Annotated in this window: 15 protein-coding genes and 1 tRNA gene; 9 read left to right on the top strand and 7 right to left on the bottom strand. The window is 64.3% G+C overall.

The genetic code is table 11. The annotated features are described in order from the left end of the window. Window positions 1–74: 74 nt before the first annotated feature. Window positions 75–830 carry an endonuclease domain-containing protein gene (locus ACNAOU_RS19625; protein WP_422757553.1) on the bottom strand — a complete coding sequence of 252 codons (756 nt, stop codon included), beginning with the start codon at window positions 828–830 and terminating at the stop codon, window positions 75–77. A 393-nt stretch (window positions 831–1223) separates the two neighbouring features. Beyond that, a complete protein-coding gene (gene dcd, locus ACNAOU_RS19630) occupies window positions 1224–1799 on the bottom strand; it encodes a dCTP deaminase (RefSeq protein ID WP_011776299.1) in 576 nt (191 codons plus the stop codon). 118 nt (window positions 1800–1917) lie between these two features. Between dcd and ACNAOU_RS19635 the strand changes: the two genes are divergently transcribed. Then, the gene (locus ACNAOU_RS19635) at window positions 1918–3876 is read left to right on the top strand and encodes a CAP domain-containing protein (protein ID WP_422757554.1); all 1959 of its coding nucleotides are present in this window, start codon (window positions 1918–1920) and stop codon (window positions 3874–3876) included. Here ACNAOU_RS19635 and ACNAOU_RS19640 read toward each other — a convergent pair. Then, a complete protein-coding gene (locus ACNAOU_RS19640; RefSeq protein WP_018778172.1) occupies window positions 3873–4310 on the bottom strand; it encodes an SRPBCC family protein in 438 nt (145 codons plus the stop codon). The two genes, ACNAOU_RS19635 and ACNAOU_RS19640, sit on opposite strands and share 4 nt — an antisense overlap. Window positions 4311–4526: 216 nt before the next feature. Between ACNAOU_RS19640 and ACNAOU_RS19645 the strand changes: the two genes are divergently transcribed. From ACNAOU_RS19645 to ACNAOU_RS19660, 4 genes are all read left to right on the top strand, one after another. Beyond that, entirely contained in the window at window positions 4527–6092 is a 1566-nt protein-coding gene (locus tag ACNAOU_RS19645; protein WP_422757555.1) for a M15 family metallopeptidase, read from the top strand. Between the two features lie 100 nt (window positions 6093–6192). Further along, window positions 6193–6263 (top strand) — tRNA-Gly (locus ACNAOU_RS19650). A gap of 169 nt (window positions 6264–6432) precedes the next feature. Then, window positions 6433–6567, top strand: coding sequence for a hypothetical protein (locus ACNAOU_RS19655; protein WP_011776304.1), 135 nt, complete (start codon window positions 6433–6435; stop codon window positions 6565–6567). Next, window positions 6564–7736, top strand: coding sequence for a N(5)-(carboxyethyl)ornithine synthase (locus ACNAOU_RS19660; RefSeq protein ID WP_422757556.1), 1173 nt, complete (start codon window positions 6564–6566; stop codon window positions 7734–7736). The genes ACNAOU_RS19655 and ACNAOU_RS19660 overlap by 4 nt, the downstream gene beginning before the upstream one ends. A gap of 60 nt (window positions 7737–7796) precedes the next feature. On the opposite strand, the gene ACNAOU_RS19665 is transcribed toward ACNAOU_RS19660, so the two are convergent. After that, window positions 7797–9197, bottom strand: coding sequence for an MFS transporter (locus ACNAOU_RS19665; RefSeq protein ID WP_422757557.1), 1401 nt, complete (start codon window positions 9195–9197; stop codon window positions 7797–7799). Window positions 9198–9376: 179 nt separating this feature from the next. Between ACNAOU_RS19665 and ACNAOU_RS19670 the strand changes: the two genes are divergently transcribed. Then, the gene (locus ACNAOU_RS19670; protein WP_018778168.1) at window positions 9377–10231 is read left to right on the top strand and encodes a LysR substrate-binding domain-containing protein; all 855 of its coding nucleotides are present in this window, start codon (window positions 9377–9379) and stop codon (window positions 10229–10231) included. Here ACNAOU_RS19670 and ACNAOU_RS19675 read toward each other — a convergent pair. After that, window positions 10228–11160, bottom strand: a complete 933-nt coding sequence (locus tag ACNAOU_RS19675) for an SDR family oxidoreductase (RefSeq protein WP_422757558.1) — start codon at window positions 11158–11160, stop codon at window positions 10228–10230. The two genes, ACNAOU_RS19670 and ACNAOU_RS19675, sit on opposite strands and share 4 nt — an antisense overlap. A 67-nt stretch (window positions 11161–11227) precedes the next feature. Between ACNAOU_RS19675 and ACNAOU_RS19680 the strand changes: the two genes are divergently transcribed. From ACNAOU_RS19680 to ACNAOU_RS19690, 3 genes are all read left to right on the top strand, one after another. Beyond that, the gene (locus ACNAOU_RS19680; RefSeq protein WP_018778166.1) at window positions 11228–11584 is read left to right on the top strand and encodes a metalloregulator ArsR/SmtB family transcription factor; all 357 of its coding nucleotides are present in this window, start codon (window positions 11228–11230) and stop codon (window positions 11582–11584) included. 25 nt (window positions 11585–11609) lie between these two features. After that, complete coding sequence (locus ACNAOU_RS19685; protein ID WP_422757560.1) at window positions 11610–12176, top strand: GNAT family N-acetyltransferase; 567 nt, start codon at window positions 11610–11612, stop codon at window positions 12174–12176. Window positions 12177–12243: 67 nt separating this feature from the next. After that, a complete protein-coding gene (locus ACNAOU_RS19690; RefSeq protein ID WP_422757562.1) occupies window positions 12244–13017 on the top strand; it encodes a sugar phosphate isomerase/epimerase family protein in 774 nt (257 codons plus the stop codon). Window positions 13018–13023: 6 nt separating this feature from the next. Here the strand turns inward: ACNAOU_RS19690 and ACNAOU_RS19695 are convergent, their stop codons facing one another. Together ACNAOU_RS19695 and ACNAOU_RS19700 are read right to left on the bottom strand one after the other, a co-directional pair. Then, window positions 13024–13794, bottom strand: coding sequence for an alpha/beta hydrolase (locus ACNAOU_RS19695; RefSeq protein ID WP_422757563.1), 771 nt, complete (start codon window positions 13792–13794; stop codon window positions 13024–13026). Next, window positions 13791–14828: a LacI family DNA-binding transcriptional regulator gene (locus ACNAOU_RS19700; RefSeq protein WP_018778162.1), complete on the bottom strand. Its 1038-nt coding sequence runs from the start codon at window positions 14826–14828 to the stop codon at window positions 13791–13793. Before ACNAOU_RS19700 ends, ACNAOU_RS19695 begins: the two co-directional genes overlap by 4 nt. Window positions 14829–14832: the final 4 nt, after the last annotated feature.

Below are 14832 nucleotides of genomic sequence, written 5' to 3' on the forward strand. Positions count from 1 at the left end.
GGGCGACATCCCACCCCAAACCCCTCACCGAGGCGCGACATCCCACCCCAAACCCTCTGGGAAAGCCTCGAGAGCTACCTCCTCGATGCCCACCCACCCTTTATGAGAGCCTCCCGAATAAGACGGGCAACTCCGTCATAGCCGTGCTCTTGGACATGACTGGCAGTAATGACGACAGAGATCCATCCGTTTGCAGCGAGTGCCGCCTCCCTCCGTAAGTCGGATTCCTGTTGGGCGGCGCTGAGGTGATGCACGCCGTCGTAATTCACCGCAACCTTGTATTCCGGAAAGGCGAGATCCGGCCACGCAACCTCGCGGCCCCACGCATCCAAAACCACGTAACTCAACGTCGGTTCCGGCAGGAAATTGCGGCCGATGGCCAGGCGGAGACGCGTCTCCGGGGCTGAATCTGCGCCAACGCGCGCGAGTTCCAGCGCGGCCCGGGCCTTCCGGATGCCTCGTGCGCCCGCATGTCTGCCTACTTGATTCCTCAGATCCTGTATTGAGCAGAATGGAAGCCGATTGTGTCCAAAGCTTCTGGTCTGGCTGCAGATGAAATGGTCGGCCGCTGCCACCAGGTCTTCGAACGGCAACACAGCGGCGAGATCCAGCCATGTCCGGGAAGGACTCGTCAGCGGAATGCCGTCCTTGAAGGCGACATCGAACTCGCCGAGCACGATCCGATGTCCGCGAACCCCCTTTCGCTGCGGCCTGAAAGCGCCGTCCGTCCGGGTCAGATGAATCAGGAAATCCTGCTGCCGATCCCACGGCAGCGGGCACCCCCACAGCATCGCGGCCGTTTCATGGCAGCAAATCGCGCCATCGCTCACTGCTGTCAGGAGCCGCGCGGTGTGTGCGGGGTCTTGCTCCTCGCCCCAGGGAACACGGATGCCCCTGCTGGCGACCTGGAGATCGCTGTTCCAGGCACGATGATCCGGAAGGCCGGCCGCACGTTGCTCGGCCAGGGTGAACGAGCGACCTTGGAGATGGGGCGGAAGCGGCGGAGACAACCTCATCAGCCATTGTTTGCACGCCTTGGGATGCCTTGGTCTTCCCTTGGGCGGTTACCCACAGTGTGGAGGAATAGTGCCGCACTCAGCGCCCGCCGAGGAGCAAGATCTCAACCGAAAACGCCCCCCACAAAGAGCCGAAAGCTCACCCCTCGGCGCAAAAAGGGAGCCACCCAAAGAGCCGAAAGCTCACCCCTCAGCGCAACAGGGGGGCTAGATGGACGTCCGGTGGAAGTTCTGGTGGCTGCGGCTGGCGGTCGGGCCGCGCTGTCCTTGGTAGCGGTTGCCGTATTCGCCGGAGCCGTAAGGGTGCTCAGCCGAGGAAGTGAGGCGGAAGAAGCACAGCTGGCCAATCTTCATGCCCGGCCAGAGCTTGATGGGGAGCGTGGCCACGTTGGAGAGCTCCAGCGTCACGTGTCCGGAGAATCCCGGATCGATGAACCCTGCCGTCGAGTGCGTCAGCAAGCCGAGGCGCCCGAGGGAGGACTTGCCTTCCAGGCGTGCGGCAATGTCATCGGCCAGGCTGACGGTCTCGTAGGTGGAACCCAGGACGAATTCTCCAGGGTGCAGGATGAAGGGTTCGTCACCTTCCACCTCCACGAGCCTGGTCAGCTCGGGCTGCTCCTCGGCGGGATCGATGTGCGCGTATTTGTGGTTGTCGAAGAGCCGGAAGAACCGGTCGATACGCACGTCCACCGAAGACGGCTGCACCATCGCGGGATCGTACGGCTCAAGAACAATCCGTTGGGAGTCTATTTCGGCACGTATGTCGCGGTCAGAGATCAGCACGTCATCAAAAATACCCCAAATACCGAACGCATTGTCCGGACAGCCTCATGGGACTATAGTTCCCGGACAGGTAAAGCCGCGCCCGTACTTGGGGGCAACGAGCATCCGCGGGGTAATTGTGAACAAACTGGCAGCGCCTGCCGCCATTGTGCTGGCTGGCGCGCTGGCGCTTTGCATGGCCGCATCAAGCCAGATCCTGCCGGCAACGGAGGCGGTTCCCGGCGCAAGCACCACAGCATCGTCCAGTGTCCCATCCGGGTTGTCGGCACCTGAGGAAAGCCCGACGGCGGCTCCCGCACATGCAGTGGCGACCCCCGCCGTCGATGGGTCCTCCAGTTCCGCAACGCCTGCAGCGCCAGCAGCGCTGACACCTCCTCCCGCGCGGGATCCTGCCTCGGATGGCGGGCCGATCGCCGTCGATCCGGTTTTCGAAACACCGCCTCCCGTGCCGGAAATCGGACCGTCATGGGGACCGGACAATCCTTCGGATCCCAGCCCGAGCGCCTCCGGTACAACGACCCCGCCGGTCGAAACGCAGCCGACGTCGGAAGAGACGGCAGACAGTGGCGCCGCCGCAACGACGCCGACGGCCGAGGCCGCAGGGCCCTCGCCAACAGCCACGCCCTCGCCAACAGCCGCGCCGGCACCAACAGCCGCGCCGACACCAACAGCCACGCCAACGCCAACACCATCGTCAACGCCAACGCAAACCCCCTCGGCCGATCCGGGCGCGACCCCCGTCACCGACTCCCCCAGCCCGTTCCCCGGCAAGGCTCCGGGCCACGACCCCAATCTCCAAGACGGCGCTTTGGCGCTCCTCCCCGACAACAACAGCGCAGCGATCCTCACGGTGTTCAATGCGATCAACAGCTACCGCGCATCGCTAGGCCTCGCTCCGGTGAAGTACCACGCCACGGTTGCCAACCTGGCGCAGGAGTGGTCAAACAACATCGCTACCCGTGAGGTGATCCAGCACCGGCCCAATTTCTGGACGGACCCGCGGGCGATGAATCCGAACAATGGAGCGGGGGAGGTCATTGCAGTCCGCTGGGACCGCGACGCGGCGCAACTTGTGGAGTGGTGGAAGGGCTCCCCGGGCCACGATGCTTTGCTGCGGGACCCCAGGTTCAATGTGATGGGTATCGGCATCACCTACACGGACGGCAACTGGCAGACGACGCCCAACCGGTACACGCTGTGGGGCGTGGTCAACTTCTTCGGCTACACAACGTTGCCCGCCGGAACCACCACCAGCCCGGGTGGAACGGTGACACCACCCACTGACCCTGTGGCGGTGTGCGAACCAGGGTCCAAGCACCAACCCCCAACGGTCGATTTGAGTGCCGCGGCAATCAGCAGTGCTGCCGACCTGGTGTCCATCGCCGCCGACGGTTCCGTCGTTGCGTACCCGTCCTGGGGTAACGGCAGATTTGGCCTGGGCAAGCGGATTGGTGCCGGATTCGTGGGCCTCAAGGAGCTGTTTGTGGTGGACTGGGACCGCGATGGGGTCTTCGACCTGCTCTATCAACGGCTGGACGGGGCGCTCCTGGTGTATCCGGGCCTTCAAACGGGCGGTTTCAAGGATCCGGTGGTCTTGGGCCAGGGCTGGGGAACCTTGAACATTTCGGTGGGCACGTGGTGCGCCAACAACCGGCTTCCACAGATCGTCGCCATGGACCAGGGCGGCAACCTGTATCTGTACAAGAACACGGGCTTGGCCTACATCCGCAGCCAGTCTGCGATTGGCACCGGCAACCCGTCTGTCCGGGTGACCATGGTGGATTACAACGCCGATGGCTTCCAGGACCTGCTCAGCACCGAGCCGAACGGCACCTTGCGCCTGTACCGGGGCAGCGGTCTGGGTACACCGAAGCAGGAATCACGCCCCGTAGTGGGCAGCGCGTGGACGGACTACACAGGGTTGCGGGCTTTGAGTGGCCTCATGGGACCGGGCTCAGTGGGCGTGGCGGGCCTGGACCGCAATGGCATGGTGGAGTACTGGGACCTGACCTCGGGACGCCTCACTACCCCTGTGACGATTGGCAATGGTTGGGCCGGGCTGAGGTTCGCCAGCTAGGAGCTGGATTCGATCGCGGCCTTCAGCCGTTCCAACTGGCCGACTTCAACCTCCAGGGCCTTCTGGATCATCCCGTTCATGAGCTTGCGAAGACCCTTGGGATGGTATTCAAGGGCAAAGCGCAGCCGGGTGGTATCGCCTTCGGTGCTGAGGTAGTAGCCGCCGGTTGGCCGGGCGGGTCCCGCTACGACGGCGTACCGGACTTCCGCGCCGGGGCGGGCCTCGGTGATGGTGAAATCGGCTGCGATGGGCCGGCCACCAGGTCCGGCGACGGTCTGCTGGTACAACGCACCCTTTTGGCCGCGAACGCCTGATCGAAGCGCGATGCTTCGAACGTCTGAACGCCAGAGTGAGTTGTTCATCCCGTCCATTAGGAAACCGTAAACGGTCATGGCGTCCCGACTGATCACCACTTCATTGGCTGCGAATGCCACGGAAAACCTCTCTCGGCCTACGGTTCAAATGTCGTAGCCGGGTTCCCCATACGCAGCAGCTAACAAGTTCAGAATAGTCAGCCCGGTGCGGTGACGACACACGACTTCCGAGCCTTGACCGAATGGTTACCTGCCGATTTTTTCCCGCGCACTGCTGACACGCCTTCCATGGCCGGGTAGAGTGCCAGCCGCTGGACAATTCCACTGGGGGGCGTCATGCAGGTTCAAGACCGACCGGGAACACCAAGAAACGCCCGACGCCGGGTGGCGGCTTGCGCTGCATTCCTCGCCCTGGTGCTGGCGGCCGCCCTCGCTCCCGCAGCCGCCGCGGCAGCCCCGGCCAGCGCGGCACCCACGGCTCAGGCGACCCGGTACGTTTCCGAGGCCGGAGTCACGGCCCACCGCGCCGCCGTCGTCAACGCCGCCGCCGTAAAAGCGCAGGTGCCTTCGACCGCCAATCCGCTGCCTGGCCTCGATCCCGCGGGTGATCCTGCCAACTTGTCCGTCCTTGTGAACAAGTCCCGCCCCCTGAACCCTGCCACCTATGCCCCGGCAGATCTGGTGAATGCCCGTGGCTCGGGACAGTATCTCCGGGCCGAAGCTGCAGCGTGGCTCAACGGGCTTTTCCAGGGTGCGGCGGATGCCGGGACCGGCGGGCTGGCTGTCGTGAGTGGCTATCGTTCTTACGCCCAGCAACAACAGGTGTACTCCTCCTATGTGAACCTTTACGGCCAGGCGCAGGCGGACCTGATCTCGGCAAGGCCGGGCTACAGTGAGCACCAAACCGGCCTTGCCGTCGATGTCGGAAATGCCAACGGTTCCTGTGGGCTCAGCACCTGCTTTGGTGACACTGCCGCCGGCATGTGGGTGGCAGCGAACGCATACAAATACGGTTTCATCGTCCGGTACCCCAACGGCTACACCAACATCACCGGGTACAGCTACGAACCGTGGCACCTGCGCTACGTCGGAGTGGATCTGGCAACGGATATGAAGCGCCGTGGCTTTGCCACTTTGGAACAGTATTTCTCCGGAAACCCCAGCGTCCATGCCAGCATCACCTCGGGCGCGGACCTGGTGGCCGCGGACGCTGCCGGGCGGCTGCTTCGCTACCCCGCGCTGCCGAGCGGTGGCTACGGCGTTCCTGTACAGATTGGCTCCAACTGGACGGGGCTGAAGCAGGCGTTCGTGGTGGATTGGGATTCGGACGGCGTCTATGACCTTCTGGCGCAATGGAACAACGGCACCCTGGGCCTGTTCAAGGGATGGCCCGGCGGCGCTTTCTCGACCCAGATCGTGGTGGGCACGGGAGACTGGGACGCTATGACCATCACTGTGGGCAAGTGGTCCAGCGACCAGGGTTACCCGGGCGTCGTGGGGTATTTCCCCGACGGCGGCCTGCGCTACTACCCCAACACCTCCGGCCGGGCGTTGACTTACCGGGTGGACATCGGAACCGGCTGGGCGGGACTGGGCCTGACCATGGCCGATTGGGACGCGGACGGCGCCACCGACATCCTGGCCACCACATCCTCCGGACTTCTGCTCAGTTACCCAGGCAATGGAGTTGGCGGCTTCAAAGGTCAGCCAAGCATCATCGGCTCGGGGTGGGGAACCATGAAGGCCTTGGTGCCTGGCTTCGGCTTGTCAGGTCCAGGTACACGCAGCATTACCGCCCAGACCGTGGACGGGTACTTGGTGGACTACGGATTGGGACTCGGAGTCTGGGGTCCGCAACGCCAAGTGGGCAACGGCTGGGGCTCAATGAAGCTATTCAAATGAGGACCTGCCGGGGCACGTTCGGCCGGACGGAGTGGCTGTCCTGGGCGGCGCCGCAACTGCGCTAAGCTAGGACTCGCCCGATTGATTTCCGTCGGGCAGCGCGGGCGTAGCTCAATGGTAGAGCGCTAGCTTCCCAAGCTCGATACGCGGGTTCGATTCCCGTCGCCCGCTCAGCGAACCCCGGATCCTTCTGGATCCGGGGTTCTTTTTTCGTGACAATAAAGCCCGACGGTGGCTCCCGCCGCAGCGCGCCCGTGCGGGCGGCGCCGGGGCACCGGAACCCGGGTAGGTGTATCGTCAGGAGTCAGGAGCCATTTCGGTTCCGCTCTAGGGAGCAATCATGGGCGACAAATCACCGCGCCAAACCGCATCAAAGAAATCCAGTAAATCCATCAAGGAAAAACGTGCGGACAAGAGGGCTTCCGAGTCCTCCGCCACTGAGGCCGCAAAGCCTTCCACCGGCAACAAGAAGTGACCGCGGCCAACGGCCAGCTGAGCATAGGCGTCCTCGCTACCTCGCTGAAGCCGAACGAGCGGCGCCTCCCCATCCACCCGCAGCATTTGGAGCGCATAGCCCCGGAAGTGCGCCGGCAACTCCGTTTCGAACATGGATACGGCGAGCGTTTCGGTGTCCCGGACAGCAAGCTCGAATCGTTGGTGGGCGGACTCGGCACTCGCCAGGAACTGCTCGCCAACAGCGACGTCATCCTCCTGCCCAAGCCGCAGGCCCAGGATCTCGCTGAACTCCGCGACGGTCAGACGCTCTGGGGTTGGCCCCACTGCGTGCAGGACCGGGCCATCACTCAATTGGCCATCGACAAGAAGCTCACACTCATCGCCTTCGAGGCCATGAACCATTGGGCCGGCGATGGCGGTTTTGGCCTGCACGTTTTCCACAAGAACAACGAGCTCGCCGGGTACTGCTCGGTACTGCATGCATTGGCTTTGACCGGTTCAACCGGTGACTATGGCCGCCGGCTCAGTGCTGTGGTGATCGGTTTCGGTGCCACTGCCCGCGGTGCCGTCACGGCCCTGAATGCCCACGGCGTCCATGACGTCCAGGTTCTGACCAACCGGGGCGTTGCCGCCGTCGGGTCCCCCATCCATTCGGTGCGGATCGTGCAGTTCGACCACGACAGCAAGGCTCCGTTCCTCAGCGAGGTCATCACGGACAACGGGCGCAAGCCCTTGGCTCCGTTCCTGGCCGCGGCGGACATCGTGGTCAATTGCACCCTGCAGGACCCGAACGCTCCACTGACGTACTTGCGGACCGAAGACCTGACGGAGTTCCAGCCGGACAGTCTGATCGTCGACGTTTCCTGCGATGAAGGCATGGGATTCAGCTGGGCGCGGACCACCACGTTCGACGAGCCGATGTTCCGCGTCGGCGGTCACGTCAACTACTACGCGGTGGACCACAGCCCGTCCTATCTTTGGAACTCGGCCAGCTGGGAAATCAGCGAGGCCCTGCTGCCCTTCCTGGACACTGTGGTGGCGGGCCCGGACGGGTGGGATGCCAACGAGACCATCTCGCGTGCCATCGAAATCCGCGACGGCGTCATCCGCAATCCGGACATCCTTGAGTTCCAGGGCCGCTCCCCGGAGTACCCGCACCTGGCGGTGGCGCAGCTTCTGGCACGATAGCCCCACGCAGATGAAGCGCCCCCGGTTGCCGGGGGCGCTTCATCTACTTAAGCCGTCTTCTTAGGCCGTCTGCGGTTCCTGCACGATCCGCAGGACCCGCCGCCTGTCGCGCAGGTCCACCTTGATGTGCAGGGAGGACTTCCTGGCAAGTACGACGGCGACCACAGCCGCTGCGATGGCCGGAACCCCGCCGGAGACGAGGATGGCCAGATGCGGGCCGAGGTGCTCGGCGAGCCAGCCCATCATGGGACCACCGATGGCCTGCCCGCCGATGAGTACCACAAGGTAGAGGCTCATGACGCGGCCCCGGATGCTCATGTTGGAGCTGGTCTGCACCATTTGGTTGGCAGCGGTGAGGAACATGAGGCACCAGAATCCTGCGAAGACCATGGTGACGCTGAACCACACCATGGACGGCATGAGCGAGGACACGCAAAGCATCAGTCCGTACAACCCGGCGGAGGTCACCACCGAGCGCAACCGCAGCTGCCTCCGACGGGTGGATGCCACCGCACCTGTCAGTGCACCAAGCGCAACCATGGCGTTCAGCAAGCCGTAGCCTCCGGCACCGGCGTCGTACACGTGGTCCGCGAAGGCGGCCAGAAGCACTGGCAGGCTCATGGCGAAAACCGCTACGAAACCGGCCATCAACCACGGCCAGTAGATGGTGGGCTTGCTGAGCGCATAGTTGAGGCCTTCGCGCAGCATGCCCTTCTTGCGCGGCGTGGGCCGGCTCAGATGCAGCTGGTCCTTGCGCAGCAGCAGCAACATGGTCACGGTGGAGCAGCAGGCCACAGCATTGGCAGCGAAGGCCCAACCGGCGCCCACGGCAGTGAGCAGCACTCCCGCCAGCGCCGGGCCGATCAAGCCGCCGAGCTGGAAGGTCGTGGAGTTCACGCTGATGGCGTTCCGCAGGTACTTGGGTCCGACGAGTTCGTTGACGAACACCTGCCGGGCCGGCTGGTCAAGGACCGTGACGAAGCCAAGCGCCAGTGCGATGACGTAGACGTGCCAGACCTCGACGCGCTGGCTCAGGGAAAGTACGGCCAGCAGGGCCGCCAGGACCGCTGCTGCCGACTGGCAGATGATGAGGATCTTTCGCTTGGCGAAGCGGTCGGCAATCATGCCGCCCCACGGGCCAAGGAAAAGTGAAGGCATGAACTGCAGGGCCACAGTGATACCGACGGCGGTGACGGATCCGGAAAGCTGCAGCACCATCCAGTCCTGCGCGATGCGTTGCATCCAGATGGCGATGACCGCGATGAAGTGGCCGATCGCGAAGATCCTGAAGTTTGGGACCTTCAAGGAGATGAAGGTATGCCGCCAGGGCAGCTTCTCACTCACGACGGCGAGTGGCTGGGTGACGGTGTCCGGCTGGTCTGCGTCCGGCGAGGGACGAGCGGACAGGGAATCGATGACGGGCTGGCTGACATTTGCCGCTGAAGGCGGTGGGGGTGCCAAAAGTAGTCCTCGGATGGGAGTTTCGGTGGGATGCGTTTAACGCTATGGTTGCCAGCAGCAATTATGGAAGCGTATTGCGCCTATAACTAGCATTGCGGAACGCAATGAGCTGCTTGCAGTGCCAGCGAAAACGGCGCGATACTCCGGCCCCGGCGCTGACCTGCGCTTAGAGGAGTTCCGTGTTCGATCCCGTCCAGCTCCGCTCCTTTTTGGCTGTCGCAGAGACCCTGAGTTTCACCAAGGCCGCAGAACGGCTTGGGCTTGCCCAACCGACGGTGAGCCAGCACGTGCGCAAGCTGGAAGCCGCCGCCAAGCGTGTCCTCGTAGCCCGCGACACCCGCGAAGTGAGACTCACTGACAACGGTGACGCGATGGCCGGGTTTGCCCGCAGCATCCTTGCGGCCCACGATTCCGCCGCGCGCTACTTTTCCGGCTCGGCCATGCGTGGGCGTCTCCGCTTCGGCACGGCCGACGACCTCGCCATCACCGGCCTGCCCCGGATCCTTCGCGAATTCCGGCAGCTGTACCCGCAGATCAACCTCGAACTCACTGTCAGCCAAAGCGATCAGCTCTATAAACGCCTCAACGCCGGGCAACTGGACCTGGTGTTCGTCAAATGGGTGGCCGGGGCGAAGGAAGGCACCGTCGTCCGGCATGACAACTTCGCCTGGGTCGGCGTGGAGCAGACTGTCCTTGAACCGGGCGCGCCGGTCCCCCTCATCGCCTATCCGGCACCGAGCCTCAGCCGGAAACTTGCCATCGACGCCCTGGAGGCCGAAGGCCGTACCTGGCGGATCACGTGCAGCACCAAGCAGATCAGTGGCGTACTGGCGGCAGTCAGGGCAGGCATCGGCGTTGCCGTGATGCCGGCGTCGCTGGTTCCGGAAGACCTGAAAGTCATCACCCAACGCTTCGGCCTGCCACAGGTTGGCGACGTCGACTTCACCCTGATCCGCAACCCGCTCGCCAACGCGGAGGTCATCGACGCCCTCACCCAGGCGATCATGGGGCGGACGTTGAGCAAATCGAACTAGTGGCCGGACCGGTTCGCCCGGCTCCGGCCCCGGCGCCCGTTCCACCACCCCACTACCCTCAGGTCGTCCAGTCCGAAGCGGCCCTCCGGCACGGCAGCCCGGATGCGTTCGTCGTCGAAGGGAAGCCTGGGACGCAGCTCCACCGGAAGCCACGGTGCGTACGGTGAAGGCTCGCTGACCCCCTCGGCGAGCATCTGCGCCTGGGCTTTTGCGACGAGTGGTACCACCATGATCCACTCGGTCAGTTGCGCCAGGGCGCGGATCGACCAGATCGGGGCGCGGACGTAGACGGGGTAGCCACCGGCCACCCGGGCGATCCTGCGGACAGCTGTGCCAAGCTCAAGCTCTTCGGCTCCGACGACGGCGACGGTCGGGGTGGGCACGCGACCTTCAAGCGCCGCGATCAGGGTATCGACAGCCTCTTCCACAGGGAGGGGCCGGACAGTCCGCTCCCGGAAGCCGACCGTTGCGAAGACAGGAAAGCTGCGTACAGCACGAGTTACATGGTCAACCATGTGGTCGCCGTTGCCGTAGATCATCCCTGCCTTGATGATCGTGTACTCGATGCCCGACTGCCGCAGGAGCTCCTCGGCAGCCCATTTGGTCTCGTGGTAGGCCGACCCACAATCCGGACGGGCCCGGAGGAAGCTCAGCATGACGATTCTTTGGACGCCCGTCCTCCGGGCGGCTTCAATGACTGCCTTGGTTCCTTCAATGTGGACACGCTGAAAGGTCTGGTCACCTATTTCCCGGTTGATCCCCGCGCAGTGGGCCACGACGTCGCACCCCGCGAAGGCCTCTGCCAAAGCATCGACGTCAGTAATTGCGGTCCCCTTCCGCCGCGAAATGATGACGGTGTCCGGCCTGTCGAGCCGCTCCGCGAGGTGACGCCCCACAAAGCCGGTACCGCCGGTAATGGCCACACGCATATTCTCGCTCCTTCGCTTATTAGCAATGAAGCTAAACTGTATATAGCTATTGTGCTATATTGCAAACATGGCAGATGCAGCATCGGATATCTTCGCAGCCTTGGCACACCCCACCAGGCGGCAGATCCTTCAAGACCTCAAGGACGGCGAGTTGGCCGCCGGCGAGATCGCTGCGCGGTTCAACGCCACAGGACCCACCATCTCCCGGCACTTGAGCGTGCTGCGCCAGGCCGGACTGGTCACGGAACGGCGGGATGCCAACCGCATTCTCTACTCGCTCGTGGGCGAACGCCTCGCACTGTCAGTGGGAGACTTCCTTTCCACGGTCTGCCCCGAGCAGATCGTGCTGCGGGAGGTCCGGAAACGGAACCCTGCCCGCCCCTCGACCAGGACGCCGAAAGGGGCCACGACCTCCGAGGCCTGAACTCCGGCCGTAGTACGCTCACCCAATGACCCACGCCAAGCTCACTCAGCCGTCATCAAGCTTCCACGCCTCCTGGCTGGAAAGTTACGACGAGTGGGGAACCCTCGACCAGGACGGTTCTGCAGCATTCCTGGCCGCACGGTACGACCTCGACCTCCGCGAAGAGGGCCATTTCTCGCAGTGGGTGGACCTGCTCCATCAAATGCCCAGGGCGGATTTTTCACCGCCCGAAGGGCTGGCAAACCAGACCACCATTTGGGTCACCGACAATACGGAATATTTGGGCGCTGCCAGCCTGAGGCATTCCCTGGCCAGCGAATACCTGACAGAAGTCGGCGGGCACATTGGGTATGGCATCAGGCCAAGCGCAAGGGGGCGTGGCTTGGCCAGGATTGCCCTTGCCGGAGCCATGGACGAGGGTCGAACCCTCGGACTTGAGCGGGTGCTGGCGACCTGCAAGCAACCCAACGTGGCCTCGGCGCGCACCATCGAGGCATGCGGCGGAGTTTTGGAGAGTGTCCGACCTCCCGAGAGCTTCGCCCCCGAACTTGCTGTTACGGAACCGATCCGGCGTTATTGGCTGCATTTGTGAGGGACGGCCCGGCTCTCAACACGCGACAATGCTTACCGGGTAAGCGCATTCCCGGTATCGTGGAGCCATGACCAACCACCCCATACTGGCTGACCTCACGCCTGGCATCTGTTCCGTGACCCTGCGATCCCTCGGGATCGACGAGGTAGTCCGGATTTCCGCAAAGGCGGGCTTGGCCGGGATCGAGTGGGGCACTGACGTACATGTCAGCGACACCGGGTCGGCACTGTACGCCAAGGCCGCAACAGAAACCGCAGGCATGACGGTCCTGTCGCTTGGCTCTTATTATCGATGCGGCGCCTTTGGGGATTTCGGGTCCATTCTCGACCTCGCCGAGGCCGCAGGCGCTCCGCGGGTGCGGGTCTGGGCCGGGGAGATCGGCTCTGCTGGTGCCGGCCGGGAGCACTGGGACTCGGTAGTCCGCGACACGCAGCGCATTGCCGACCTCGCCGCGAAACGCGGTGTCACCATCGCTTTCGAATACCACGGCAACACCCTCACGGACTCTCCCGCCACCACCTTGGAGCTGCTGAAGCGCGTAGACCACGCCAACGTCGGCACCTACTGGCAACCCGCCGTCGGACTTTCCGACGAGCAGGCGCTGGAGTCCCTCCACGAAGTCCTCCCCCACGTCGTGGGCGTGCATTGCTTCTCCTGGGGCCCGGCGGCCGAACGCTTTCCGTTGCGGAACCGGTCGCTGCTCTGGCGATCGGTCGCCGACATCCTGCGCGGCAACGGCAAAGACCTGGACATCATGCTTGAGTTCGTCGTCGACGATCTGCCTGACAACGTGCTCAGCGACGCCGCGACCCTGCACACCATCACCCTGGCCGAAGACTAGCCGTCGCTAGGCAAGCCATTCCAGACGCCGGAGCCAGTCAGCGCAGAGCCCGGTCCATTGCCCGGCGCCGGGCGCCCCATCCGCCAGGCCCAGCCCATGGGCGCCACTGGGGAATACGTGGAGTTCCACCGGAACACCGGCACGTCCAAGCGCAGCCGCGTAGGAGAGGCTGTGACTGAGCGGTACGACGTCGTCGTCGGCAGTGTGCCAAAGGAAAGCGGGCGGAGTGGCGGCGTCGACGCTCAGTTCCGCTGACAACGCACGCCGGGCATCGACGTCCGCGCCCGTTCCGGCGAGGTTGTCCACAGACCCTTGGTGCGCCGCGTCCACAAAGGAAATCACGGGATAGCAGAGAATGCTGAGGTCAGGCACAGCAGCGGAAGCGTCCACCGCAGGATCGCCGGTAGCCACCTGCACCGACAGAGTGGCAGCAAGGTGGCCGCCGGCCGAAAAACCCAGAACCCCCACCCGGCCAGGATCCACCTCCAGCCCATGCGCCCCCTCACGAATCCACGTCATGGCCTGTTTGGCGGCCAAGAGCGGGGCCGGATGCCGATGCGGCGCGACCGGATAGCGCAGCACAAAGGCATGGATCCCCAGGGAGGCCAGCCATTCGGCCACGGGTTCGGCTTCATGGTCGGCTTGCCTCGCGTAGCCGCCTCCCGGCAGCACCAGAACGGCAGGCGCAGGCGCGCCGGAATGCCCGGCAACTCCGGAACGCCCGACGGCGGGAATCACCGTCAGCGCGGCGGGCACCTGTTCCGCTGGAACCGTCATGGTTGGGATTCCACCGGGGTTTCCGTACTCCGGCGAAGTTTCACCGTGCCGGAGATGGGAGCTGTATCGGGATCTCCGGCGGCGAGGCGGCCAATATCCTCCAGCGGAAGATGGACCGTGGACAAGGCGGGCCGGAAGTCCCGCAGCGTTTCAATGTCATCGAAACCGGCAACCGTGGCATCTCGGGGAATCCATACCCCTTCAGGGCGCAGGGCCGCGGTAACCCCAATGGCCATGACGTCATTCACGGCGAAGATGCAGAGCCTCTCCGGGGACCCTTTGATTCGTTCCGCAAGCGCCTGCCCGGCCTCGAACCCGCCGGCACGGTTGAAGCCGGTGCGGATGACCTCGGCAGCCGGCCGTCCGGCGTCGGCCAGTCCGCGCTGGAATCCGCGCACACGGTCATCGGAGGTGTAGAGCCCCGCAGGACCCGCAATGATCACGAAACCGCCGTCATGGGTGGCGGCCAGTTGCCCGGCCAGGCCGGCAGCGAGTTCCTCGTTGGGAACTTCCACCACGTGGTACCCCTCGGCCGCACTGGCTCCGACCACAGGATGGCCCACTACCCCAACGTGCCCACCGTTGCGGCAGTACCGGTCCAGCTCAGCGGCGAGTTCGGCATTGCCCTGTTTGTCTTCCGCACGCTCCGAGCGTGAACCGGCAATCACGATTGAGTCGGCGCGGCGGGCGGCAAATGCGGCCACCGCTTCCTTTTCCTCCGCGGGAGTCCCCGAGGTGCTGGCCAGCAACACCATACGGTTCTGCCTGCGCGCAGCTTCCTGGACGCCGCGCGCGATGGCCGAGAAGTAGGGATCGGCAATATCGTGCACCACCAGGCCGATCAACCCTGAGCTCGACTTGGCGAGGCCCTGAGCCTGGGCGTTGGGAACATAACCGAGTTTGTCAGCGGCTTCCCTCACACGCTCCGCAATATCCTCGGCAGGCTTGCGCGAGGACCCGTTGAGGACCCGGGAGGCCGTTGCCAGGGAAACCCCGGCCAATCGGGCGACTTCGCTGAGTGTGCTGGCGGCCACGGGG

The organism is Paenarthrobacter sp. C1 (assembly GCF_049315185.1).
Lineage (GTDB): Bacteria > Actinomycetota > Actinomycetes > Actinomycetales > Micrococcaceae > Arthrobacter > Arthrobacter nicotinovorans.